Genomic DNA, 24,022 nt, shown 5'->3' on the forward strand with positions numbered 1-24,022 from the left:
GGGCTACCCGTGCTTTGCGCGGTGCATCGCGACGCCCAGTGACCTGCCGCCGTCGACCGTGAGCACCGCGCCGGTCACGTAAGCGGCCCGCTCGCTGAGTAGGAACGCGGCAGATTCGGCGATGTCGTCGACGTCGGCGAACCTGCCGAGCGGGATGAGGTCCAGCATCGCGGCCTGCGCGAACTCGTCGGACAGGATGTTGGCGGTGGCCTCCGACGTCGGGACGAAGCCGGGCGCCAGTGCGTTCACGCGGATCCCGTGTGGTCCCCACTCACGGGCCACGGATTTGGTGAACGCGAGCATCGCCGCCTTCGCCGCTGCGGAGTGTGCCACGGCAGGGGCACCCGTCCACGCATAGGTGGCGATGATGTTCAAGATCGCGCCGGGCCGCCCTTCGGCAATCAGCCGCCGGGCCAGCGCCTGAGACAGGAAGAACGTCCCGTACAGGGAGATCTCCACGACCGCTCGGAAGCCGTTCGGCGACAGGTCGACGGTGGGGCAGGCGAAGTTGCCGGCCGCGTTGTTGACCACGCCGTCGACTGCGGGCAGCTGGTCGATCAGCGCCGCGACGGCGTCGGCGTCGCGCACGTCGAGAGCCGCGCTTCGGCAGTTCACGCCCTCCTCACGCAGGCGCCGCTCCGCCTCGGCCAGCCGCTCCTCGCCGCGCGCGACCAGGACCAGCTCGTGTCCGTCGCGGCCGAGGCGGCGGGCGATGCCGAAACCGATGCCCGTGCTGCCACCGGTGATGACGAAGGTGCTCACGAGCGTGCCTCGATCCACGCGTCCGCCCACAGGTGGATCGCACGCGCCCGCCGTGAGTACCGCTGGAGCGGGAACTCCAGGGTGTAGCCGATCGCCCCGACCACCTGGTGGCACTCGGCCACCGCAGCGCAGGCGGCCGGCCCCGCGTATGCCAGGGCGTCCAGGTCGGGTGATCCCTCGGCCAGCAGCAGCAGGCCGTCGGCGCAGAGGGCGGCGTCGGCGAGCCGTTGCTGGACGCTGGCCAGCCCGGCCAGCGTCCCGCCGAACGCCTGCCGGGTCGTCGTGTGCTCCAGCGCGAGCCGCAGGGCCTCGGCGGTGAGACCGGCGAGGTACCCGACGGTCGCGGTCACCCAAGCGGCTTCTCGCCTGCCCGCCTCGGCGGCGTCCATCAACTCACCGTCGTTGATTTGGGCGCGGGCTGCGGCGATGCTGTCCCCGTACGGGACACGCTCAACTGCGGCGACCGTCGCCACCCGGAGGCCGTCTCCGCCGGGCACGATCGCGCGGTCGCCGGGCTCGGCGTAGCGGGTCATCCCTGACACGAAAGGGCTTCCGCCGAGCAGGGCGTCGAGTTCGTGCAGCGCCGCCGGGCCGCGGCCTAGCTCCACCGCAGCCGGACCGAGGAATGGCAGGGCCTGCGGATCGTCGGCCAGGTCGAACCAACCGGCGCTGGCTAGATGCTTTCGCAGCGCCGGTAGCTGGTCGTCTTCAGTGCTGCCGGGCCGCCACGGGCCGGGGGAGCAGTGGTCGGCGACGATGGATCGGATGGACGACGTGAATGCGGCGACCTCGGTCATCGGCACGACGCTCGACCTCCTTCGATGGTGTGGATCGCGGGTAACGAATCGAGCACCTCGCGGGTGTGTTCACCCAGCCCCGGCGCATGCCGCTCCGCAGGCGTGGCTACGCCGTCGATCATGAACAGGTTGCCCAGCAGCCGTACCGGTCCCACGCCGGGCTGTTGCACGCACTGCACGAGCCCGTTGGTCTGCACCTGCTGGTCGTCGAACAACTGGCTGAGTTGGCGCACCTCGCCGACGGGGATGTTCCGGGATCCGAGCAGCGTGATCCACGCTGCGGTTGTCCTTGCCTGGAACGTGGCTACGAACCGCTGATGCGTCGCGAGTCGGCGGGAGCGCTCGGCTTGGTTGGCGGGGGCTGCCTGCGGGTTCTCGACCCAGGGATCGTCGAGGCCCAGCACCTCCAGCACGTGGCGTCGCTGGCTCACGTTCAGGCATGCCAGGGCGATGTACCCGTCCGCCGTTTCGTAACAGCGGTAGTAGGGTTCTAGCTCCTCGGCGGCGGCGGTAGCCTTGGCTGTGGCCTCGATGCCGGCGCGGGTCAGCGGTCGTGCCGGCTCCTTGGTCGCCACGGACTGCTCGAGTCGCACGAACCGCTGCACCTGGGTGGTGAGCGCCGCTCCTAGTAGCGAGACCTCGATTCCTGGGGCCTCGTCCGAGGCACGCTGGTGCAGTCCGGCCAGGACGCTGATGGCGGCCAGCAGTCCTGTGGTGAGGTCGGCCATCGGGATTCCGCCGGAGCGGCGTGGTACCTCGTCACCGACGCGGACGTCGGCCATGAGCAGGCCGGAAAGCGCCTGGGCGATCAGGTCGTAGCCGAGGCGGCCAGAGTCGGGGCCTTGGCTGCCGAAGGCGGAGATTGACACGTAGACGGCGCGGGGGTTCAGGCGGCGGACATTGTCCCGGTCGAGCCCGAACGCCGCCGCCCTCGCCGGTGGCAGGTTGTGCACGACTGCGTCGGCGGTGGCGATCAGGCGATCGCTCGCCGCGCGTCCCTCAGCCGTCTTGAGGTCCAGCATGACCGAGCGCTTGTTGCGGTTGAGCGAGTAGAAGTAGTTGCTCTGGCCGGGCGCGTGCGGCTCGTAGTGGCGCCAAGCGTCACCGCCGGGTCCTTCAACCTTGACGACGTCTGCCCCGAGGTCGGCTAGGAGCATCGTCGCCAAGGGGCCAGCCACGTACTGTGCGTAGTCGAGCACGCGGACGCCGGCAAGCGGTAGCCGCAGGGCTGGTGCGGTCGCGTGGTTGGTGGTCGCGGAATCCATCAGGAGCAGCCCAGGCCCTGGCGGGCGATGACCCGTCGCTGGATGTCCGAGGCGCCGCCGGCGATGGTGGTCGCCACTGCGGCCCGGTGAAAGGCGGCGATGCGACCGTCCGCCGGCCCGTCGCCACCGGACTCTATAAGTGCCTGCGGCCCGAGGATCTCGACGGCCGCGCCGGCCAGCCGCTGCATCAGCTTGGCGACCGACAGTTTCGCCATGGACGACGCCTTACTCGCCGGCTGTCGCCGGGCGAGTAGCTCGGTGGCCCGCCGCCCGTGCAGCCGGGCGGCCTGTGTCTCGCCACGGAGCCGGCGCAGGGTCTGCCGGTGCGCCGGGGTCGTGCAGTGCGGCTCCAACTGGTCAAGCAGCCAGTGGACGACGCCGACCTTCTCGCTGGTGACACGCTCGAAGTCCAGGGTGCCCATGAGCACCTTCCACCCGCCGTGTAGTTCACCGACGATCTGGTGGGCCGGGATCTCCACATCCTCGAGGAGAACCTCACCGAGGGTTCCACCGCCGAGTGTCTCGTGGACGCGTACCTCGATTCCCGGGGTGTTGATGTCGGCGACGAGCACGGACAGCCCTCGGTGTCGGGGCCGCTGGGTGTCGGTCCGGACGGCGAGGTAGATCCAGTCCGCGTACTCGGCGCTCGACGTCCAGATCTTGCGGCCGTTGACAATGAACCGGTCGCCGTCGAGTACCGCGCGCGTGCGCAGCGAGGCGAGGTCCGAACCCGCCTCGGGCTCGGAGAAGCCCTGGCAGAACACGAGATCGCCGGCCGCCACTGGCGGAAGCAGCCGTTCGAGCAGGTCCGGCGTGGCGAACTGGAGCATGACGTTGCCGATGGTCTTGACGGACAGTAGGTAGCTGGACAGCGGGAGCCAGTGGTAGCCAAAACGCTCCTCGGCGGACAGTGTGTCGAGGGGGTCCAGGCCTTGGCCGCCGAGGCGCTCCGGCCAGTGCAGGCCGATCATTCCGGCCCTACCTAATTCCTTGTACGCGTAGCGCGAATCGGCGTCGGAGGGCATGCCTTGGAACCTGTTCTCGCCGCGCTCGGCGAGCACTGCGGACAGCGCGGTGGCGAACTGTTCCACCCGGTCTGTCAGGTCACCCATCACCACAACGTCCTCGCCAATCAGTCGCTTTGATCCGGTGCCGGTCGTGCCTGCCGGAAGCCCTCCGGCGACACCGGCTGCAGGCCCCCACCGCCAAAGTCGAAACGGTGAGTCGGCCGCGACGCCGAGCCCCACGGGCGGAATTGCACCGTCGGTCGGGTCGCGGAGGGGCTGGCTGGGATGTTCCATTCAACGGAAACATCTTTCGCACACTGGAAGCATAGGATTGCCGGTGCGGCCGGTCAAGGCCAGCCGGCTCGCGGTGCCCGGCGCCAGGAACGCGGTGCTGTCGACCGTGGTGTCGTTGGTTCAGCGCAACGCGAGCGCGGCAAGCGTCGCGTTGACGATGCTGCCGGGCTGCAGGTCGTGCAGCTCGTACAGGTCGTGCACCGTGCCAGACTGGCCGAAAGCGTCAACGCCCAGCGGAACGCAGGCGACGCCGAGCGCGGACCCGAGCCATGCCATCGCGTGCGAGGCTGCATCGTGGACGGTGACCACCGGCGCGCGATCCGGGAAGGCGGCGGCCAGTACTCCGGGGATAGAGGGCACCCGCGCGGAGCGGATGCCTCGCCGCAGGCAGCTCTGCCACGCGCCGTAGAGCCGATCCAGTGACGTCACGTCCACGACGTGCGCGGCGATGCCCTCGTCGGCGAGTTCAGCGGCGGCAGCGAGCACCTCGGGCAGGACGGCCCCGGAACCGACCAGGTGCACCTGAGGTGCGCCACGTGCGGCGAGGTCGCTGGCGTCGATCAGTCGGTAGGCGCCGGCCAGAACCTGGCGTCGCAGCACCGTGTCACTCATCCGGGCCCGCGCCGTCTCGAACGGTGCCTGGTCCAGCGGCCGGGTGGTGAGCCGGAAGTAGTGGGCACCCGACTCCTCCGGCGTTGCTTCGGCTCCGGTCTTGGCGCCGCCGGCGATGCGTCGCAGCGAGTCGCAGAGCAGCCAGTCGACCGCGGTCGCGTAGGCGGGCTCGAAGAACGTCGTGTTCGGCAGTTCGAGCCCGACGCTGGGTGTGATCGTTGACTGGTGGGCGCCACCCTCGGGAGCCAGGGTGACGCCGGACGGTGTTCCCGCCACGACGAACCGGGCGCCGGAGTAGACCGAGTAGATGAAGGCGTCCAACCCGCGCAGCACGAACGGGTCATAGACGGTGCCAACGGGGAGCAGCGGCTGTTCCGACAGTTCCCGAGCCAGTCCGAGCTGGCCGAGGAGCAGGAAGAGGTTCATCTCGCTGATGCCGAGCTCGATGTGCTGCCCGGTTGGGCCTTCTGTCCAGCGCAGCACCGGGTCGGTGTTCCACGACCGCTGCTCGGTCGGCGAGAAGACGCCTGCGCGGTTGATGAAGCCGGCGAGATTGGTCGAGGTGGCCACGTCGGGGGCCGTGGTCACGAGGTACGGGGCGACATCGCGGTTTCGGGACAGCTCGCTCAGGATCCGGCCGAAGGCTTCCTGCGTCGACGTCTGTCTCCCGGCGCGCAGCCCGCTGCTGGTTGGCACCTGGACGGGTCGCGACGTCTTGGAGGAGGGCCGCGCGAGGTGGGTGCGTCGGGCGGCGATCCACCGACCGGCGGGGGTCGACGGGTCGAACCGGTCCCATTCGGTGTCGCGGTCGAGTCCGAGCGATGCGCGCAGCTCGTCCACCTGGTCGCCGGCCAGCAGGGCGGAGTGATTGCGCGGGTTACCGGCGATCGGCAGGCCCCATCCCTTGACCGTATAGGCGAAGACGACGCTCGGCCGGTCGGTCACGGCATCGCAGGCCGCGAAGGCCTCGAGGAGCGACGGGAGATCGTGACCGCCGAGATCCGTGACCAGCTGGGCCAGTTCCGTGTCGTCCACGTCCGAGATGAAGGGCTCCACGTCGCTGGGGGCACCGTCGAGGAACTGCTTGCGCAACTGCGGGGCGCGCAGCCCGAACAGCGACTGGTACTGCTCGTTCGGCATGGCGTCGATCCAGGCCATCAGCCGATCCCCGCCGGGACGTTGGAACGCCGCGCGTGCTCGGCGGCCGTACTTCACCTCGACGACGTGCCAGCCGGCGGCGGCGAACTGCTGCTTCCATTGCCCGACGCGCACGCCGGGGACCACGCGGTCCAGCGACTGGCGGTTGAAGTCCACCACCCAGGTGACGTTGCCGAGCCCTTGGGTTGAGGGGTCGGCGATTGCCTCCCGCACGTTTCCCTCGTCGAGTTCGGCGTCGCCTATGAGGGCGACGAACCGTGACCGCGGCCGGGCGCCGAAATGCGCGTCAACGTAACGACGGGTCACCGCGGCGAACAGCGGTGCGGCGGCGCCCAGGCCGACCGAGCCGGTGGAGAAGTCGACGTCGTCGGGGTCCTTTGTCCGCGACGGGTACGACTGCAGTCCACCGCGGGCCCGCAGCGTGGTGAGGTAGGACCGGTCGAGGTTGCCGAGCAAATACTGGATAGCGTGGAAGACCGGCGACGCGTGCGGTTTCACGCTCACCCGGTCCGCGGCGCTCAGGTGCGCGAACCACAACGCCGTCATCACCGATACGAGCGAGGCGCTCGACGCCTGGTGCCCGCCGACCTTGACGCCGTCACCGGTGTCCCGGTCGTGGTTGGCCGCGTCCACGATGCGGGTTGCCAGCCACAGCACGCGTCGTTGAATTTCGTCGAGGACATCGATGTCGGGGGCGGCATGGTGGGTCGCGGGGAGTGCAGAAGGTTCGCCGGCTACCTGGATGTCGGTCATGGGCCCGGTCCTCTCGCAGTCAGGGACGGGTGGATACGCGCGTCACCGTCAGGCGGCGCGAGGGGTGAAGAGTGCGCCGAGCGCGTCCACCAGACGGTCGAGGTCGTCGCTGGTGTTGTAGGCGTGAACTGAGACGCGGATCAGTGATCCGCCGGCCCATTCACGCACCGGCGCGTCGATCCGATGTTCGGTCAACAGCCGGCGCCGCATGGCCTCGCTGTCGCACGGTGGCAGCGGCACCGAGACCATCTGGACGAACCAGTCATCGGAGTCCGGTGTGAACGGTTCGAGGTGAAACAGTCCGCTGACCGCAGCGCGCGCGGCACGCGCCAGCTCGTGGCTGCGGCGCCGGGCGGCAGCCCACGCCTGGGTCTGCTGGCAGTCGATCGCGGTCGGCAGCGCCAGGAACGCGCTCGGATCGCGCGTGCCCTGCCACCGGTGGCGTTCCAGGAAGGTAGACCCGGGCTGGGAGCCGTGGCTGATCAGTGGCGCGAGGATCCCGGACTGGTACTCCGGGCGGACGTATAGAAACCCAGTGCCCCGTGGCCCACACAGCCACTTGTGACAGCTCGCCGCGTACACGTCGGCGCCGAGCGCGTCGAGCCGCAGGGGTATCTGTCCGGGTGCGTGTGCCCCGTCGATCACGGTCATGATGCCGGCGGCCCGGGCGCGGCGGCAGATCTCGGCCACGGGCAGGACGATGGCGGTCTTGGACGTGATGTGGCTGAGGAAGATGACGCGCGTGGCCGGGCCGACCGCCGACCACAGCGCCTCGACCAGGTCGCCCGGGTCCTCGACGGGCAGCGGCAGACGGTGGCGGACGTATCGGGCCCCGGCCTCGGCGCAGACCTGTTGCCACAGCAGATCCATCGCCTCGTACTCGTGGTCGGTCGCCAGCACCTCGTCGCCGGGTCGCAGCCGCAGCGAGCGAGCGACGGCGTTCAGACCGGCCGTCGTGTTCTGGACGAGGACCACGTCGCGCGCGGAACAGCCGAGAAACTCGGCCAAACGCTCGCGCACGCCCTCCATGAGGGTGCTGTAGCCGTGGGAGAGCAGGGCGGACGGGTGGCGTTCGAGGTCACGCTGCCAGCGCTGAAACGCGTCGAACACGGGCTTCGGGCAGGCGCCGAACCCCCCGTGGTTCAGGTGGACGAGGCTCGGGTCCAGGAGGAACTGGTTGTACGGGTCGTCGCGGGCGACGGAACTGGTGCTCATGGATGTTCCGGCTCGAGCCCTTGGGCGCGCGCGACGGCCTCGGCGGTCGCCTTCAGCCGGGGAACGAACGCTGCCACCAGGTCCTGGGCAGGGACTCGGACCGCGGACGCGGCGATGTTGATCGCCGCGATCGCTCCGTTGTGGGTCGGCACCGGCACGGCGCAGGAGTTCAGCCCGGCCTCGTACTCTTCCAGCGAGAGCGCGTAGCCGTCGCTGCGGATGGTGTCGAGTTGCGGGGCGAGCTGCTTCCATGAGCGGACGCTGTGACCCGTGCGCGCAACGTACGGCGCTTGGCCGAGCTGCCGTCTCGCATCAGCGGGATCGAGTTGGGCGAGCATGCACTTGCCGAGTGCGGTGCAGTGCGCCGGGGTGCGCAGCCCCGGTGTCGTGTCGACCCGTAGCAGGAAGCTGCCCGGCGCGGAGGCGAGATACAGAACCTCAGCGCCGTCGAGAACGGCGAGGTTGACCGTCTCGCCGGTTTCCTGCGCAAGGTCGCGCAGGAACGGCTGGGCGAGGTCGGGCAGCGCCAGGCCGGACATGAGCGGTCCGACTAGCCGCATGACGCTCATGCCGATGCGCAGGCGCTTGGTGCCCGGGTCTCGTGTCAGGAATCCGCGCGCGAGCAACGTCGAGACGACTCGATGGGCGGTCGGCGTCGGCCACTTGAGCCGCTCGGCTATGTCGGTGAGCGACAACTCCGGCACCGCCGCCGTGAACAACTCTAGGACGTCGAGCACTCGGCCGAGTGACTCGACGTGTTGACTTTCGCTGGCCTGAACTGATTTCATCTCGCCGGAATGGTCTACCAGTGCCCGCCCGTTGTCAACAAACGCGGAACGTCAACGTAGCCGACCGCGGTCGCCAGCAGAAGCCGTCTGCCGGGGGCCCGCTTCGACGACCTCCTGGCGCGGTGAGCGACAGATGCGGGCGGGCGAAAGACAGAGGGGCAGCATGGCACGAGCCCGTAGGATCAAGACTCATTTCGATCGCCCGGTCGACGTGATCGATCACGTCTGGATTCCCATGCGTGACGGTGTACGGCTCTCCGCCCGGGTGTGGCTGCCCGTGGATGCGTCCTCCGACCCGGTTCCCGCGATCCTGGAATACATCCCGTATCGCAAGGGCGACGGCACGGTCGTGCGCGACTCGCAGATGCATCCGTACTTCGCCGGCCATGGCTACGCCGCGGTCCGGGTGGACATGCGTGGTAGCGGCGAGTCCGAGGGCGTGCTCCTGGACGAGTATCGCGCTCAGGAGCAGGACGACGCGCTGGAGGTGCTCGCCTGGCTGGCGGAGCAGCCCTGGTGCGCCGGAAAGGTCGGGATCATCGGCAAGTCGTGGGGCGGCTTCAATGGGCTTCAGATCGCCGCTCGCCGCCCCGCGCAGCTCGGCGCGATCATCACTGTCTGTTCCACGGACGACCGGTACGCCGACGACGTCCATTACCTGGGCGGGACTGTTCTCGCCTCGAAGATGCTGCCCTGGGCGTCGACCATGCTCGGCTTCAACGCGCTGCCGCCGGACCCGGCCGTGGTCGGTGAGCGCTGGCGGGAGATGTGGCTGGAGCGCCTGGAGGGCAGCCCGCCGTTCGTCGAGGCCTGGCTCACCCACCAACGACGCGACGACTACTGGAAGCACGGCTCGGTCTGTGAGGACTACTCGGCGATCGAATGCCCCGTGTACGCCGTCGGTGGCTGGGCGGACGGATACTCGAACGCGATCCCGCGTCTGCTCGCCGGCCTCCCCGGTCCACGCAAGGCACTGATCGGCCCGTGGGGCCACCAGTATCCGGAGTCCGGGGTCCCCGGCCCCGCGATCGGGTTCCTCCAGGAGTGCCTGCGCTGGTGGGACCACTGGCTCAAGGGAATCGACACCGGGATCATGGACGAGCCCGTGCTCCGCGCCTGGATGCAGGAGCCGGTACCGCCCCGGCCCGCGTACGACGTTCGTCCCGGCCGGTGGGTGGCCGAGCCGTCGTGGCCACGGACGGACGACCAACGCCTGACGTACACGCTGGATGCGGGAGCACTCGTCGACCACCCGGTCGCGGAACGGCGCCTGGAGATCGACGGGACTCAACTCGTTGGTCTGGACGCCGGCGACTGGTGCCCGGGCGGCGGCGCGGCCGACCTCCCGTTGGACCAGCGGGGCGAGGATACCCGGTCGCTGTGCTTCGACACGGAGCCGCTGGCGGACCGGATCGAGATCTTCGGTTTCCCCGAGGTCACGCTCTCGCTGGCCGCGTCGCAGCAGCTCGCCACCGTGGTCGTCCGGCTGTGTGACGTCGCGCCGGACGGCTCGTCGCTACTCGTGACGCGCGGCGTGCTCAACCTCAGCCACGCCGGCGGCCACGAGGATCCTCGGGCCCTCGAGCCTGGGCGGCGCTACGAGGTCACAGTGCCGATGAACGCCATCGCGCAGGCGATCCCGGCGGGGCACCGGCTCCGCCTGGCCGTCTCGTCGTCCTACTGGCCATGGGTATGGCCGCCCCCGAAGCCGTTCGCGCTGTCGTTGTTCACCAGCGGGTCCACCCGCCTGGAGCTGCCGGTGCGCACGCCCCGGGCGGAGGACGGGCAGCTGGCGACCTTTGGCGAGCCTGAGGTAGCGGCACCGACGCCGGTGGTGTCGCCGCCCGGCGACCCGGCCGGAAAGCGGCTGGTCGTCCGCGACCTGGCGACCGGGAAGGTGGAGATCCTGCGCAGGTCGGAGGACGACACAACGGTGACCACCACCGGGCTCGCGAAACGGCGATCCAGGCTCGAGACGTACGCGATCACTGAGGGCGACCCGCTCTCGGCCAGGGTGAGCAGCGAGACGATCTACCATCTGGCCCGCAACGACTGGTGCATTCGCATCGAGGCCCGTAGCGCCATGACGGCCGACGGCGAGAGCTTCCGCGTGACGAACACAGTCGAGGCCTTCGAGGGCGAGGTCCGTGTCTTCGCGAACACCCGCACGTTCGAGGCCCCCCGTGACCACTGCTAACCGCCCTGACCGCCACCGAGGTGACTGTTGACTTTCGCTGGATAGAACTGCTTTCATCTCAGCGGAACACATGTGAGGCCGATCACCGGCGCGGCGGTACCGCGTGACACGAGACGGCCCCTGGCCCCCGCCATCTGCACAGTTCGAAGGTGGAACTCATGGACGCGAGCAACAACATCGGTAACCGGACCCCCGGCGCTCTGAGCCGCCGCAACCTGCTCAAGTACTCCGCGCTCGGCGTTTCCCTCGCCGGTGTGAGTTCGCTGCTGGCCGCGTGCGGTGGCGAGGAGGGGGCCGGGGCGAACATCTCGAGCAAGCTGCTGCGGATCCACCTCGACGAGGACATCTCGAACCTGGACCCGGCGTTCAACGCCGGCCACACCAACACGACCGTCCGTGCCAACATCTTCGAGCACCTGGTGACCTACCGCCCTGACAAGTTCGAGCAGGTCAACGAGTTGGCGGAGAAGTTCGAACCGTCCAGCGACGGGCTGCGCTACGACTTCACCCTGAAGAAGGGAATCCAGTTCCACGGCGGCTACGGAGAGCTGACGGCCGACGACGTCAAGTTCTCGTACGAGCGCATCGCCGGCCTGACCGAGCCGAAGATCAAGTCCGCGTACCGGTCGGACTGGATTGCCTTGAAGGGCGTCGAGGTCCACGACAAGTACAGCGGGGCGATCGTGCTGAAGGAGCCGTTTGCTCCTCTGCTCGCCACGACCCTGCCAGTTGGTTCGGGTGAGATCGTGTCGAAGCGGGCGGTCGAGGAGCGGGGCGAGGCGTTCGGCACCAGCCCGATCGGCACGGGCCCGTACGAGTTCGTCGAGTGGAAGCGCAACCAGCAGGTCGTGCTCAAGAAGTTCGCAAACTATGGCGGCGCGGCCAACTACGCCGACAAGCCGCTGTGGGAGGAACTGCGGTTCGTCGTCATCGCCGAGGACAACCCGACGACCATCGCGCTGGAGACCGACGAACTCGATTTTGCTGTGCTGGGACCGACGACAGTCGCCCGGATCAAGAAGAACAACAGCTTCGAGGTCATTGAGAAGACATCGCTGCGCTACAACTGGATCGGCATCAACGCCGGCCACCCGAACTTCAAGAACAAGGACGTGCGGCTGGCGGTCATCCACGGCGTCGACGTTCCCTCCATCATCGCGGGCGCCTTCAACGGCCAGTGGACGCCGGCGACCGGAATCGTCGCGCCCGGGATGCCGATCGGCTACTGGAAGGACGCGCCCGTCTACAAGCGCGATCTGGCCAAGGCCAAGGAGTTCCTGGCCAAGGCCGGCGCGCAGGGCATGAAGATCGAGATGTCGGTGTCGACCGGAACGCCCGGCGCGGCCAAGGTCGCCGAGATCGTGCAGGCCAACCTCAACGAGGTGGGCTTCGACGTGAAGGTGCTCGTCCAGGAGGGCGGTGTCTTCAACCAGGCCACGCCGGAGGCGAACGCCCAGAAGCAGCTCTTCTACATGAGCTACGCCACCAAGCCCGACCCGTCCTGGTCGACCAAGTGGTTCACCAGCGACCAGATCGGCGAGTGGAACTGGATGAACTGGGACAACAAGGAGTTCACCCGCCTGCACAACGAGGCGCTCGTCGAGATCGACCCCGCCAAGCGCAACGAGATGTACATCCGGATGCAGCAGCTCATGGATGAGGACGCGGTGGCGCTGTGGGTGGCGTGGCCGACGGCGTTCCTGGCCAAGCGCAAGGGCCTGAAGACGCCGGTCCGTCCCGACGGAGACTTCATCCCCTGGACCTTCGGCCGAGACGCCTAAGATCGCGCCGACAGTTACCGGAGACAATTAGTGGCCACGTACCTGCTCAAGCGGCTCGGCATGACGGTCGTCGTCGTGCTCGCCGTGATGACCTTTCTCTCCCTCCTCGTGCACCTGGTGCCCGGGGATCCGGTCGAGATCGTCCTCGGGCCACAGGCCACGCCGGCCCAGGTCGAGGTCGTCCGCGCGGAAATGGGGCTCGACGATCCCATCCCCGTCCAGGTGTGGGACTTCGTCGTCGGCGCCCTGCACGGCGACCTCGGCCTGGACTTCCTGTCCCGCACGCCGGTCACCCAGCTCATCGCGCAGGCTATCCCGCACACCGTGGTGCTCGCGATCACGGCGCTGGGCCTCGCGGCGCTCGTCGGTATCCCGCTCGGGGTCTACGCCGCCCGGCGGCAGAACTCGCTGGCCGACCGGGCCATGGCGCTGCTGTCGATCGGGTTCATCACGATGCCGTCCTACGTCGCCGCACTGCTGCTGCTGATCGTCTTCGCCGTCCAACTGGACGTGCTACCGGCGGTCGGCACGGGCAGCTTCGCGAACCCCCTGGACTACGCCACGCACCTGGTCCTGCCGGCGTCCGCGCTGGCGATCGCGTGGATCGGATACGTGGCGCGGCTCGTGCGCACCAGCATGCTGTCGGTGCTGGGCTCGAACTACGTGCGCACCTCCCGGGCGTTCGGCGTGCGCGACCGGATCATCTTCTACAAGTGGGCGTTGAAGAACGCCATCATCCCCACGGTCGCCGTGCTCAGCTCGGGCCTCGCCGATCTGCTCGGCGGCGCTGTCCTCGTCGAGATCATCTTCTCCCGACCGGGACTCGGGCGCCTCACCGTGGAAGCGATCTCCGAGCGGAACTTCCCGATCGTGCAAGGGGCCGTTCTGGTAATCGCGCTGTTCTACGTCCTCACGAACCTCCTCGCGGACCTGTCTTACCGGCTGGTGGACCCACGGATCCGCGTCGAGGAATCTGCGGTAGGAGCCTGACGTGACCATCGCCCCCGCTCCCGACCGGGTACCGCGCACCTCGGCGGGCCTCCGTCCGCTGCTCGGACGCCTGGTCCGGCGCCCCGCCGGCGCCTTCGGCGTGGCGGTTGTCGCCGCGCTCTTGCTCGTCGCCGTGTTCGCCCCGCACGTCGTGCCCTACGACGGAGCGACGCAGGACATCCCCAACCGGCTCCAGGGCCCCTCCGGCAGCCACCTGCTCGGCACTGACGGTCTCGGCCGTGACCTACTGTCGAGGATCCTGCTCGGCGTCCGCATCGAACTCGCCGTCGCGCTCCCCGCCGTATGCACCTCACTCGTGCTCGGACTCCTGCTCGGGCTCGTCGCCGGGTACCGGGGTGGGTGGGTGGACAACGTCGTGGTCGTGTTCATGGACACGATCCAGGCGTTCCCGTCGGTCGTGCTCGCGCTGGTGCTCGTCGCGGTGCTCGGCCCCTCGTTGACCAACCTCGTGATCGTCGTCGCCATCACCTTCGCACCGCAGTCGGCGCGGGTAACCCGGGCGTCCGTGCTCGCCCTGCGGCAGAGCCCCTTCATCGAGGCCGAACGGGCACTTGGCGCCGGCACCCTGCGGATCATCGGCGTACACGTGCTGCCCAACGTCATCGCGCCGATGTTCATCCTGCTGGCGATGAACATCCCGAGCGCCATCACGGTCGAGGCCGGCCTGTCGTTCCTCGGCATGGGCGTGCAGCCTCCGACACCTTCGTGGGGCGTCATCCTGAGCGAAGGCTTCGCGGACGTGTACGAGGCGCCGTGGGCCGTGCTCTGGACGGCACTAGCGCTCGTGCTGACCACCATCGGGTTCACGACACTCGGCGAAACCCTGCGCGACGTCTCCGATCCACGCCTTTCCGGAGCAAAGGGGTTGCGCTATGACCGATGACGGTCGCATCAAGAACGACCCGTACCTGCTTGAGGTCGACGGTCTGGACGTCACGTACCACTCGCAGGGGCGCGCCCTCGCCGCCCTGCAGGACGTGACCATCACAGCCCGGCCGGGCGAAATCATCGGCATCGTCGGGGAGTCCGGCTGCGGCAAGTCGACCCTGTCGGCCGCCCTCCTCGGACTACTGCCCCCGAACGGCGAGGTGACCGGCGGGCGGGCGCTCTACCAGGGGCGCGACCTGTTCACGCTCGGGCCGGAAGAGCGTAGGCAGCTGCGGGGCACCGAAATCTCCATGGTCTTCCAGGATCCGCTGACAAGCCTCAACCCCACGCTCACGATCGGCAGCCAAATGCTCGACGTGCTGCGCGCCCACTCCCCGACGCGGGACCGTGCGGCGGCTCGGCGCCGCATCGTCGAGATGCTGGAGCGGGTCGGCATCCCCGACCCGGCGGCCCGCCTCAGGTCGTACCCGCACGAGTTCTCCGGTGGCCAACGCCAGCGCATCATGATCGCGATGGCGCTCCTGCTGGAACCGGCACTGCTGATCGCCGACGAGGTCACATCGGCCCTGGACGTGACCCTCGAAGCGCAGATCCTCCAGTTGCTGTGCGACCTGCGCGACGAACGCGGGACCACGATCCTGTTCATCACCCACGACCTGGGAGTCGTCGCCCAGATCTGCGACCGGGTCGTGGTGATGTACGCCGGCCGGGCCGTCGAGGCGGCCGAGGTGACGGACCTGTTCGACCGCCCGCTGCACCCCTACACCGAGGCGCTGCTGGCGTCCGTCCCGTCACGACGGTGGCGAGGGTCCGAACTCCCGACAATCCCCGGAAGGGTGCCGTCCCTCGCGGAGCTTCCCGAGGGCTGCGCGTTCGCGAACCGGTGCGCGCACGCCGAACCCTGCTGCGGGGAACAGCGGCCCCGGTACGTCGAGGTGACGGGGCAGCGGGTGCGCTGCCACCTCTACGACCCCGAGTCGGGGCACGCGAATCTGCGCCAGCCGAGCGCGGCGACCACCGGGCGGAAGGAACAGCCGTGACCAACGACCATGACCGCCCGGACGCGATCGTCAGCGTGCGAGGGCTGCGAACGCACTACGTCGACCGGCAGTGGTGGTTCCAGCGCCTCCGCGGCCGCCAGCCCGGTGCCGTGCGCGCCGTCGACGGCGTCGACCTGGACATCCGCCGCGGCGAGGTGGTCTGCCTCGTGGGCGAGTCCGGTTCGGGCAAGACGACGCTGGGCCGCGCCATCCTACGACTGGCCCCCGCGACGCACGGCCAGATCTTCTTCGAGGGACGGGACATCACGGGGCTCCGGGGCGCGGAGTTCCGCCGACTGCGACCGAAGATGCAAATGATCTTCCAGGACCCGCACGGCAGCCTCTCGCCGCGGCTTCGCGTGTCGGACCTTCTCACCGAGCCGTACCGCATTCACGACGTGCCGGCAGACCAGCGCTACTCGGTCGCTGAGCTGTTGGAGATGGTCGAACTGTCGGCGACGCTCGCCGAGAAGTACCCGCACGAGCTGTCCGGCGGGCAGGCCCGCCGAATCGGCATAGCGCGCGCCCTGTCGCTGCACCCCGACTTCCTGGTCGCGGACGAGCCCACGGCCGGCCTCGACGTCTCCGCCGCGGCGAAGATCCTGAGCCTGATGCGCTCGCTGAGGGCCAGCCACGGCCTGACGTACCTGGTCATCACGCACAACCTGAGAATTGTCGACTACCTGGCCGACCGCCTGGCCGTGATGTACCTCGGCCGGGTCGCGGAGATCGGACCTGCGGAGCAGGTGCTGGACGCCCCGGCCCACCCGTACACCCGGGCCCTGCTCGACTCGGTGTCCGAGCCCGACCCGCATCGCCGGCAGGGACGGCGGCGGTTGCTGCTGCCCGGGGAGATCCCGAGCCCGAAGAACCCGCCATCGGGGTGCAGCTTCCACCCCCGCTGCCGCTTTGCCGAAGCCGTCTGCCGCGAGGTGCCGCCACTCGCCGAGGTCGATTCCCGGCACCTCGCGAGCTGTCACCTCTCGTCGAAGATCAGAGCCGCCGGAACGCCGGTGTGACAGGTACGCCGGCAGCAGATCCCGCCACGTACCAGCCGACCAGTCTTCGACGCGGAAGGACGACCTCATGCGTGTGCACCGCCTGACCACCAGCACCTACCGGCTGCCAATGTCGCAACCGTGGGACATCGACGTGACCTGCCAATACCTGATCGTGACAGAGCTGGAGAGCAGCGACGGCCTGGTCGGGCAGGGCTTCAGCTGGACCCCTCAGATCGGTGCCCTCGCCATCGAGACGATGATCGAGGAGGACTGCCGCCCGTTCGTCGAGGGCGGACCAGTGGCGCCCGAAGCCGTGTGGGACCGGTTGTGGTGGCGGCTGCGCGAGGCCGGCGCGGGTGGCATCACCACCCTGGCGATCGCCGCCGTGGACATCGCGCTCTGGGACCTGGCGGCGAAGCGGGCGGGGTCGAGCCTCGTCGACCTCATTGGACGGCAACGCGACCAGGTGCCGGTCTACGCCAGCGGCGTCAACCGGCACCTGTCCCTGGCGGAGCTCGAGGAACAGGCGCGCCGCTGGGTCGCGGCGGGACACACCCGATTCAAGATCAAGGTCGGCCGGCCCGAGCTGGACGAGGACATCGAACGGGTCGCCGCGGTACGCCGCATCATCGGGCCCGACCGAGTGCTCATGATCGACGCGAACCAACTGTGGGACGTCCCCGCCGCCCGCCGCGCGGCGAAGGCCCTGTCCGCCTTCGACATCCACTGGCTGGAGGAGCCACTACCCGCCGATGACACCCAGGGGTACGCACACCTGCGTCAGGCGATCGACATCCCCATCGCCACGGGGGAGAGCCTCTACACCGAACGCCAGTTCCGGGATCTGCTCGCTGCCGGCGGATGCGACTTCGTCCAACCCAACGTCTGCCGCGTCGGCGGGATCACCCCGTTCCTTCGCGTCGCCCGGCTCGCCCGGACCTTCGACATCCCCGTCATGCCGCACCTGCTGCCGGACATCTCGGGACAGCTCGCGCTCTGCCTGCCCCTGCCGGCGCTGGTCGAGGACATCGACTCTGCATCACTTGACGCGCTCGGCGCGCTGTCCCGGCCCAGCGGGGTCACCCTGACCAGCGACGGATTGCGCGCCGCGACGCCACCCGGGCATGGGCTGGCCTTCGCCACCGACCGCCTGACGCGGGTGACGAGAACCTCCCGCTCATGACGCGGACACGCGGCATGACCGACGGCGCCCGACACCGAACAACGCTCACTGAGAAAGGTGTGCGATGAATCCAGACCAGCAGGACACCCGTCCGCCAACGCATCAGCTTGACCCGGAGGCGGTGGTGCGCGAACTCCTCGACTGCGGCATCACCCACGTGATCACCGTCCCCGACTACGTCATGCTGTCGGTCTACCGCGCCTTGGAGGCGAAGCCGGCAACGCACCCGCAGCTGATCTACACGTGCACGGAGGACGAGGCCGTGACCATGGCGGCCGGCTTGCACATCGGCGGAGCACGTCCAATGGTCATGATGCAGAACCAGGGGCTCTACGCCTCGCTCAACGCGGTTCGCGCCGTGGGTATCGACGCGCGCCTGCCGCTGTTCATGATGATCGGGCAGTTCGGGCGGGAGTACGCCAACCTCGGCAGATCGCGGCAGGAGTCCACACGGCCGCTGGTCCGCAATTGCGAGCGCATTCTCGACGCTCTCGACATTCCGTACTTCGCATGCGAGCGACCGGAGGACGTCGGCAACGTGGGCAAGGCGTATCGACTGTCACAGGAGCGGCAGTGGCCCTGCGCGACACTCATCGGCACGTACACCGCCTGGCCCGGCGCTCCGACGAGCGATGGCGATGGTGCGGGCGGTGCGCCCGACGCGGCACAAGTCCACGACGCGAAGCGCTGACAGGGGGTCAGGACAATGGCAATGAGCACCGCCCAAGCGGCGTCTGTGATCGCGGCCCACCGGCCGCCGGACGCCGTCGTCATCTCGACAATGTCTTCGCTGCGGCATTTCCCGCGGCTGTCCCCGAGCCCGCTCAACCTGAGTTGCGTGCCGCTGATGGGAGGTGCGTCGGCGCTTGGCCTGGGAATCGCCATTGCGCAACCAAACCGAAGCGTGCTCCTGCTCGACGGGGACGGGAGCCTGCTCATGCAACTCGGGTCGCTGGTGACGGTGGCCGGGGTCCAGCCGAAGAACCTCTACCACTTCGTCTTCGACAACGGTGTCTGGTTTGAGGGCGGCGCCAACTTCGCGTTACCCGCTGCGGACCGGATCAGCTGGACGGGACTAGCGACCGCCGCTGGCTACGCGGCGACGTACAGCTTCTCCGACGCCGCCGCACTCGCCTCCGACCTTGACACTGTTCTAGCCGCCGCCGGACCGTGCCTGATCCGGTTGGACATCGACAAGGACGCCGCGGACCGGACGCAGTGGTCGGGCGTCAACCTTCAAGAGGAGACCCCTGACTCGCAGTTCTCCCGGATGGGCGACGAGGCCCGCACCGTGATGCGCGCCCTTCAGCAGAGCCAGGTGGGGCAGGCATGAGCAGCACAGCGACACAGGCACCGCACGCACAGGGCGTTCTCTCCGCCCTCGTGACGCCGTACCAATCCGACGGAAATCCGGATGAGACCGCGCTGGCCGCTCTGATCGACTTCCAGATCAGCCACGGCGTCGACGGCCTGTTCATCCTCGGTACCTCGGGGGAGGGGCTCCTGCTCTCGCCGGATGAGCGCAAGGCCTTCACCGAGACGGCGCTCAAACTTGTCTCGTCCCGGGTGCCCGTAGTCGTGCACTGCGGTGCCGCGGACACCGCAACGGCGGTGGAGCTTGCCCGCCACGCGGCCGGGTGCGGAGCTACCGCACTCGCGTCGCTACCACCACTGTTCTTCCCGTACACGCCGGAATCCCAGCTGACGCACTTCACCCGCATCGCGGAGGCTGCGCCCGACTGTGCCCACTACGTGTACGACAATCCGGAGCGGACCGGCTACGCCCTGGGCCCGGATCTCGTGATCAAAATGATTCGCGAGATCCCCAACCTGCGCGGGCTCAAGGACACCGGGGACTCGCTCGCCCGGATCACCACCTACCTGTCCCAGCCCGATCCGCCGATCGTGTACACAGGGAACAACGTTCTGCTGCTGGGAGCCCTGACGATGGGCGCCGCGGGCGCGGTGTCGACATTGGCCAACGTGGTTCCCGAACTGTTCGCGGCCATCGTTTCCGCGCACCGCCAGGAACGCCTCGCCGAAGCCCGGGACCTGCAGCTCACCGTCGCGCGGTTTCAGGCCGCGACGGCCGGGCTGCCCTACATCGCGTCCGCGAAACACCTGCTTGACCAGCGCGGGCTACCCGGCGGAGCACCCCGGTCCCCGCTGCCGGCCCTGTCACCCGAGCAACGCGCGACGCTCGAGGCCAGGCTGGCCGCTGACCCTGCGCTGCTGACCTGGCTGCAACCGGTCGACTGACCCCCGATGCCCGAGCCGTATCCGCGCCGACCCGCTCCGGCGACCGCCGTGCCGGCGACGCCCCATCCATGGGAGGCAAGATGACAAGGCTGGACGGCGAGTGGCTGCTCACCGGAGCCGCTGGGCAGATCGGTGGAATTCTGCGTACCGGGCTACGCTCCGTCGTGCAGGGTTTGCGGCTACTTGACATCAAGCCGTTGACCGCCGACTCGCCCAGCGAACGCGTTTACCGCCTGGACCTGCAGGACCTGACCGGCCTCACCGAAGCGATGGCCGGCGTCCAGGGCGTCATCCACCTCGCCGGCATAGCCGACGAGGCCGACTTCCGGGACCTCATCGAGGTCAACATCGTCGGTACCTACCACGTGTTCGAGGCGGCCCGGCGGGCAAACGTCGGGCGCGTCATCTTCGCCAGCAGCAACCATGTCACCGGCTCCTACCCGACGGGAGTACCGGTCGGTCCGGACATGGCGGTACGCCCGGACGGGTTCTATGGCGTCAGCAAGGCTGCGGGCGAAGCAGTGGCCAGGCTCTACGCCGACAAGTTTGGCATTGAGGTGGCGTGCCTGCGCATTGGAAGTTGTTTGCCTCGTCCGACCGAGCCTCGACACCGCCATACCTGGCTCAGCCCCAGAGACGCAACGGCCGCCTTCGTCGCGGCGATGGCAGCCCCCGATCTCCGATACACGACCTTTTATGCCGTCTCCGCAAACGAACTGGGATGGTGGGACCATGAGCCCGGTCGCGCTCTCGGCTACCACCCGAGCGAGAACGCCGAGTGCCACCCGCCTGGGTCGACCTGGGAGCCGGCCACGGACAGCGTCCAAGGCGGCGTCCTCGCGACGCCGGCCTACACCCTCGACAGACAGCGCCCCATCCGCACTAAATTCACGAGATCATGAGATTTTGGACATTAAGGGCGGCCGGATCGTGTCGCTACGCCTATCTGGATTCCGGCGGCTGTGCAACGACCGTTGGGGGTGCGGGTTGGGAGCAGGGGGTGCACTGAACGGCGCCGAACTGCATCGAACAACAGCCGACGGCCCGCAACGGCACCCGCTCCGCACCTCGACCAGGGCATGGATGGAGCCTCCCGCGTCGCTCCGTCCCTGTCGGTGGTGCACCCAAAGCGGGATACCGCGAAGGCGTGCTTGCAGTGTATGTCCGTCCAAGACCTTCAGAGCTACGTCATTGGCGCGCCGCTGGCGAACGTGGTGAAAAGAATCTCGGGTTTGTGAATGCGTCTCAGAGCTGATCATCTCGTGGACGCTGCGCGCCCTTGAGCCGCTACGTAGCTCAATCGCCCTCACCCGGCTCCGAGATCCCACGACCACTCGGCACACCGCCCGTACGCGGAAGGACTATCAGCATGAGCACCCTGGGTACCGAACCCGCCCGCATCACACATCTCATCGGCGGCCGCTGGGATGGCACCTCCGGACGGACCAGCGAGGTCTTCAACCCGGCGTCCGGGGAGGTGACCGGCCGTGTCGACCTGGCATCCGCGGACCTCGTAGGCGACGTCGTGGCCACGGCCCGGACCGCGTGGGAGGGTTGGGCCGACACGTCGCTGGCCAAGCGAACGCAGGTACTTTTCGCCTTCCGGGAGCTTCTCAACGCCCGAAAGCAGGAGATCGCCGCGCTGATCACCGCCGAGCACGGCAAGGTGCTCGACGACGCGCTCGGCGAGGTGACGCGGGGCCTGGAGGTCGCCGAGTTCGCCTGCGGGATCCCGCAGCTGCTGAAGGGTGGGTTTACCGAGAACGCCTCCACCAAGGTGGACGTGTACTCGCTCCGGCAGCCGCTCGGCGTCGTCGCCGTGATCTCCCCGTTCAACTTCCCCGCCATGGTACCGCTGTGGTTCATCCCCATCGCCATCGCCTGCGGCAACGCGGTGGTCCTGAAACCCAGCGAGAAGGATCCGTCGGCGGCCGTGGCCGTGGCCCGGCTCTGGCGCGAGGCCGGTCTTCCCGACGGCGTGATGAACGTGGTGCACGGCGACAAGGAAGCCGTCGACGCGCTGCTGACCCACCCTGACGTCAAGGCCGTCTCGTTCGTCGGCTCCACCCCGATCGCCCGGTACGTCTACGAGACCGCGACGGCGCACGGCAAGCGGGTCCAGGCCCTCGGCGGCGCCAAGAACCACATGCTGGTCCTGCCCGACGCGGACCTCGACCTGGCCGCGGACGCCGCGATCAACGCGGGCTTCGGTTCCGCCGGCGAGCGCTGCATGGCGATCTCGGCGCTCGTCGCGGTCGACACCATCGCCGACGAGCTCATCGAAAAGATCACGGACCGGATGCGCAAGCTGCGCACCGGCGACGGCACCCGCGGATGCGACATGGGGCCACTGGTCACCAGCGTGCACCGCGACAAGGTGGCCGGCTATGTGGAGGCAGGCGTCGATGCGGGCGCGACCCTGGTCGTCGACGGGCGCAAGGACGAGTTCGACGGCGGCGACCAGGGCTTCTGGCTCGGGCCGACCCTCTTCGACCACGTCACCCCGCAGATGTCCATCTACCGCGACGAGATCTTCGGCCCGGTGCTGTCCGTCGTTCGCGTGAAGTCCTACGAGGAGGGGCTGAACCTTATCAACGCCAACCCGTACGGCAACGGCACCGCCATCTTCACCAACGACGGCGGCGCGGCGCGGCGCTTCCAGAATCAAGCGGAGGTCGGCATGGTCGGCATCAACGTGTCGATCCCGGTGCCGGTGTCCTACTACTCGTTCGGTGGGTGGAAGGACAGCCTCTTCGGCGACACCCACGCCCACGGCATGGATGGCGTCCACTTCTACACCCGCGGCAAGGTCGTCACCTCGCGCTGGCTCGACCCGAGCCACGGTGGGCTCAACCTAGGCTTTCCGCGAAACGACTGAGATCCTCCACAGCCCGGCGCCGGTGGCAAAATGACGGGCGACATCGGTCACTGGCCGACCTGCCCCGATCAGATCCAGGATCTTGCGCCGAAACTCCGGGGGATACAGTAGCCGCGCCGCGCCGCGTCACGCTCTCTGACGGCCGGGTGACATCAGAATTCACCAACGCGATTTTGGAGAACCCGCGGCAGACCACCGCCGATCTGCCGTCGCGGCTAGCCCTGAGACCGGGGAGCGAATTGGGAGCAGCGGGGTGCGCTGAACGGCCTTCAACTGCGTCGAACAGCACTGAACTGCGCTGAACAGCACGGGCCCCGACCTGCGGTTTTACGTCTTCCCTTGTCAGACGCATCGCAGCGTCCCGCTTCACACGGAGTGCTCAACGACTTTGACCAGACGGCAACTGCTGTCTATCTGGCCTGGTGGGGGAGTGTGAGCAGGCCAGGGCGGTAACGACCGTGCGGGGCGGCCGGGCGTTGCGTTGGGAGCAGATTGGGTGCAGGCCGGCTAAGTGGTCACCGCAGCGAAGAGGTCACCCGGCCGTACCGCAGTCAAGCCGCTGGGCAGCAACGACGCGCGCTTCGAAGCGCTTGACCTCCCAGTGACGTCCGAAGTGGTCACCTGTCGCTGCTCCCAACACGGCTAGCGCCGCCCGACACCTCCGGCCGTCGAACTTCGGCTCGGCGCCCCGGGTAGGAATAGGCGAGCGTCGTTCAGGTTGGCTTCATGGAGCGCGCCGGCGTGCCGTTATTTGGGACGATGATCCCACGGGCAACGCCCTGACCAGGCCCTTCTGGCTGGAGACCTCTTCGGCGTCCCTGAAGTGAGCGCAGCACCAGCAGCTCGGCGACCATCGCGGACTCGCCGCGCGTGGCCTGTGGCAACCAACCGAACACCCGCACCGCGGTGAGGTACAGCAGCCGAACCATCACGCCTGCCATCCTGCCTCACTGTCACGAAACAGCAGGCTCACGCCCCTGTGCGACGAGTTTTGGCACGGTACAGGGGGGTCCGGTCAGGTCAGGGTGAAGGTGTACGTCTGCGGGATCAACCCGACCGACTGGAAGTCGCGTGTTGGCGTCACGGGTGGGATTAGGATTCGGAGCAGGTGCCGAACCAGGACGGTGCCGAGG

Annotated in this window: 20 protein-coding genes; 12 read left to right on the forward strand and 8 right to left on the reverse strand. The window is 68.5% G+C overall.

The genetic code is table 11. The features are described 5' to 3' along the window. Positions 1-3: 3 nt before the first annotated feature. The 7 genes from ACFYPS_RS27930 to ACFYPS_RS27960 all read right to left on the reverse strand — a co-directional run bounded on the left by ACFYPS_RS27930 (position 4) and on the right by ACFYPS_RS27960 (position 8,600). A complete protein-coding gene (locus tag ACFYPS_RS27930) occupies positions 4-762 on the reverse strand; it encodes an SDR family oxidoreductase (RefSeq protein WP_387328091.1) in 759 nt (252 codons plus the stop codon). Further along, positions 759-1,565, reverse strand: coding sequence for a hypothetical protein (locus ACFYPS_RS27935; RefSeq protein ID WP_387328094.1), 807 nt, complete (start codon positions 1,563-1,565; stop codon positions 759-761). The genes ACFYPS_RS27930 and ACFYPS_RS27935 overlap by 4 nt, the downstream gene beginning before the upstream one ends. Then, positions 1,556-2,824 carry a CaiB/BaiF CoA transferase family protein gene (locus ACFYPS_RS27940; RefSeq protein WP_387328096.1) on the reverse strand — a complete coding sequence of 423 codons (1,269 nt, stop codon included), beginning with the start codon at positions 2,822-2,824 and terminating at the stop codon, positions 1,556-1,558. The genes ACFYPS_RS27935 and ACFYPS_RS27940 overlap by 10 nt, the downstream gene beginning before the upstream one ends. Then, positions 2,824-3,936, reverse strand: a complete 1,113-nt coding sequence (locus tag ACFYPS_RS27945; protein WP_387328099.1) for an acyl-CoA dehydrogenase family protein — start codon at positions 3,934-3,936, stop codon at positions 2,824-2,826. Before ACFYPS_RS27945 ends, ACFYPS_RS27940 begins: the two co-directional genes overlap by 1 nt. Before the next feature lie 309 nt (positions 3,937-4,245). Continuing rightward, on the reverse strand, positions 4,246-6,648 hold the full coding sequence (locus ACFYPS_RS27950; protein ID WP_387328102.1) for a transketolase C-terminal domain-containing protein: 2,403 nt from the start codon (positions 6,646-6,648) through the stop codon (positions 4,246-4,248). 48 nt (positions 6,649-6,696) lie between these two features. Next, positions 6,697-7,863, reverse strand: coding sequence for an aminotransferase class V-fold PLP-dependent enzyme (locus tag ACFYPS_RS27955; RefSeq protein WP_387328105.1), 1,167 nt, complete (start codon positions 7,861-7,863; stop codon positions 6,697-6,699). Then, positions 7,860-8,600, reverse strand: a complete 741-nt coding sequence (locus ACFYPS_RS27960; RefSeq protein ID WP_387328108.1) for an IclR family transcriptional regulator — start codon at positions 8,598-8,600, stop codon at positions 7,860-7,862. The genes ACFYPS_RS27955 and ACFYPS_RS27960 overlap by 4 nt, the downstream gene beginning before the upstream one ends. A 286-nt stretch (positions 8,601-8,886) precedes the next feature. Between ACFYPS_RS27960 and ACFYPS_RS27965 the strand changes: the two genes are divergently transcribed. The 12 genes from ACFYPS_RS27965 (at position 8,887) to ACFYPS_RS28020 (ending at position 22,889) form a co-directional block, all read left to right on the forward strand. After that, positions 8,887-10,848 carry a CocE/NonD family hydrolase gene (locus ACFYPS_RS27965; protein WP_387328111.1) on the forward strand — a complete coding sequence of 654 codons (1,962 nt, stop codon included), beginning with the start codon at positions 8,887-8,889 and terminating at the stop codon, positions 10,846-10,848. A gap of 158 nt (positions 10,849-11,006) precedes the next feature. Then, positions 11,007-12,629: an ABC transporter substrate-binding protein gene (locus ACFYPS_RS27970; RefSeq protein ID WP_387328114.1), complete on the forward strand. Its 1,623-nt coding sequence runs from the start codon at positions 11,007-11,009 to the stop codon at positions 12,627-12,629. Positions 12,630-12,659: 30 nt separating this feature from the next. Next, a complete protein-coding gene (locus tag ACFYPS_RS27975; protein WP_387328117.1) occupies positions 12,660-13,619 on the forward strand; it encodes an ABC transporter permease in 960 nt (319 codons plus the stop codon). Position 13,620: 1 nt separating this feature from the next. After that, positions 13,621-14,523 (forward strand): ABC transporter permease, encoded by a 903-nt coding sequence (locus tag ACFYPS_RS27980; RefSeq protein WP_387328120.1) that lies wholly within the window; start codon positions 13,621-13,623, stop codon positions 14,521-14,523. Next, the gene (locus tag ACFYPS_RS27985; RefSeq protein ID WP_387328123.1) at positions 14,513-15,568 is read left to right on the forward strand and encodes an ABC transporter ATP-binding protein; all 1,056 of its coding nucleotides are present in this window, start codon (positions 14,513-14,515) and stop codon (positions 15,566-15,568) included. Before ACFYPS_RS27980 ends, ACFYPS_RS27985 begins: the two co-directional genes overlap by 11 nt. After that, positions 15,565-16,587 (forward strand): ABC transporter ATP-binding protein, encoded by a 1,023-nt coding sequence (locus ACFYPS_RS27990; protein WP_387328126.1) that lies wholly within the window; start codon positions 15,565-15,567, stop codon positions 16,585-16,587. The genes ACFYPS_RS27985 and ACFYPS_RS27990 overlap by 4 nt, the downstream gene beginning before the upstream one ends. 67 nt (positions 16,588-16,654) lie before the next feature. Then, positions 16,655-17,752, forward strand: coding sequence for a mandelate racemase/muconate lactonizing enzyme family protein (locus tag ACFYPS_RS27995; protein ID WP_387328129.1), 1,098 nt, complete (start codon positions 16,655-16,657; stop codon positions 17,750-17,752). Positions 17,753-17,816: 64 nt separating this feature from the next. Continuing rightward, entirely contained in the window at positions 17,817-18,443 is a 627-nt protein-coding gene (locus ACFYPS_RS28000; protein WP_387328131.1) for a thiamine pyrophosphate-binding protein, read from the forward strand. A gap of 21 nt (positions 18,444-18,464) precedes the next feature. Next, a complete protein-coding gene (locus ACFYPS_RS28005) occupies positions 18,465-19,085 on the forward strand; it encodes a thiamine pyrophosphate-dependent enzyme (protein ID WP_387328134.1) in 621 nt (206 codons plus the stop codon). Further along, the gene (locus tag ACFYPS_RS28010; RefSeq protein WP_387328137.1) at positions 19,082-20,011 is read left to right on the forward strand and encodes a dihydrodipicolinate synthase family protein; all 930 of its coding nucleotides are present in this window, start codon (positions 19,082-19,084) and stop codon (positions 20,009-20,011) included. The genes ACFYPS_RS28005 and ACFYPS_RS28010 overlap by 4 nt, the downstream gene beginning before the upstream one ends. An 80-nt stretch (positions 20,012-20,091) precedes the next feature. Continuing rightward, positions 20,092-20,913, forward strand: a complete 822-nt coding sequence (locus tag ACFYPS_RS28015) for an NAD-dependent epimerase/dehydratase family protein (protein WP_387328140.1) — start codon at positions 20,092-20,094, stop codon at positions 20,911-20,913. 467 nt (positions 20,914-21,380) lie between these two features. Next, positions 21,381-22,889: a CoA-acylating methylmalonate-semialdehyde dehydrogenase gene (locus ACFYPS_RS28020; protein WP_387328142.1), complete on the forward strand. Its 1,509-nt coding sequence runs from the start codon at positions 21,381-21,383 to the stop codon at positions 22,887-22,889. Positions 22,890-23,602: 713 nt separating this feature from the next. On the opposite strand, the gene ACFYPS_RS28025 is transcribed toward ACFYPS_RS28020, so the two are convergent. Next, the gene (locus tag ACFYPS_RS28025) at positions 23,603-23,821 is read right to left on the reverse strand and encodes a hypothetical protein (RefSeq protein ID WP_387328145.1); all 219 of its coding nucleotides are present in this window, start codon (positions 23,819-23,821) and stop codon (positions 23,603-23,605) included. Positions 23,822-24,022: the final 201 nt, after the last annotated feature.

It is taken from the genome of Micromonospora sp. NPDC005087 (genome assembly GCF_042872965.1).
Lineage (GTDB): Bacteria > Actinomycetota > Actinomycetes > Mycobacteriales > Micromonosporaceae > Micromonospora.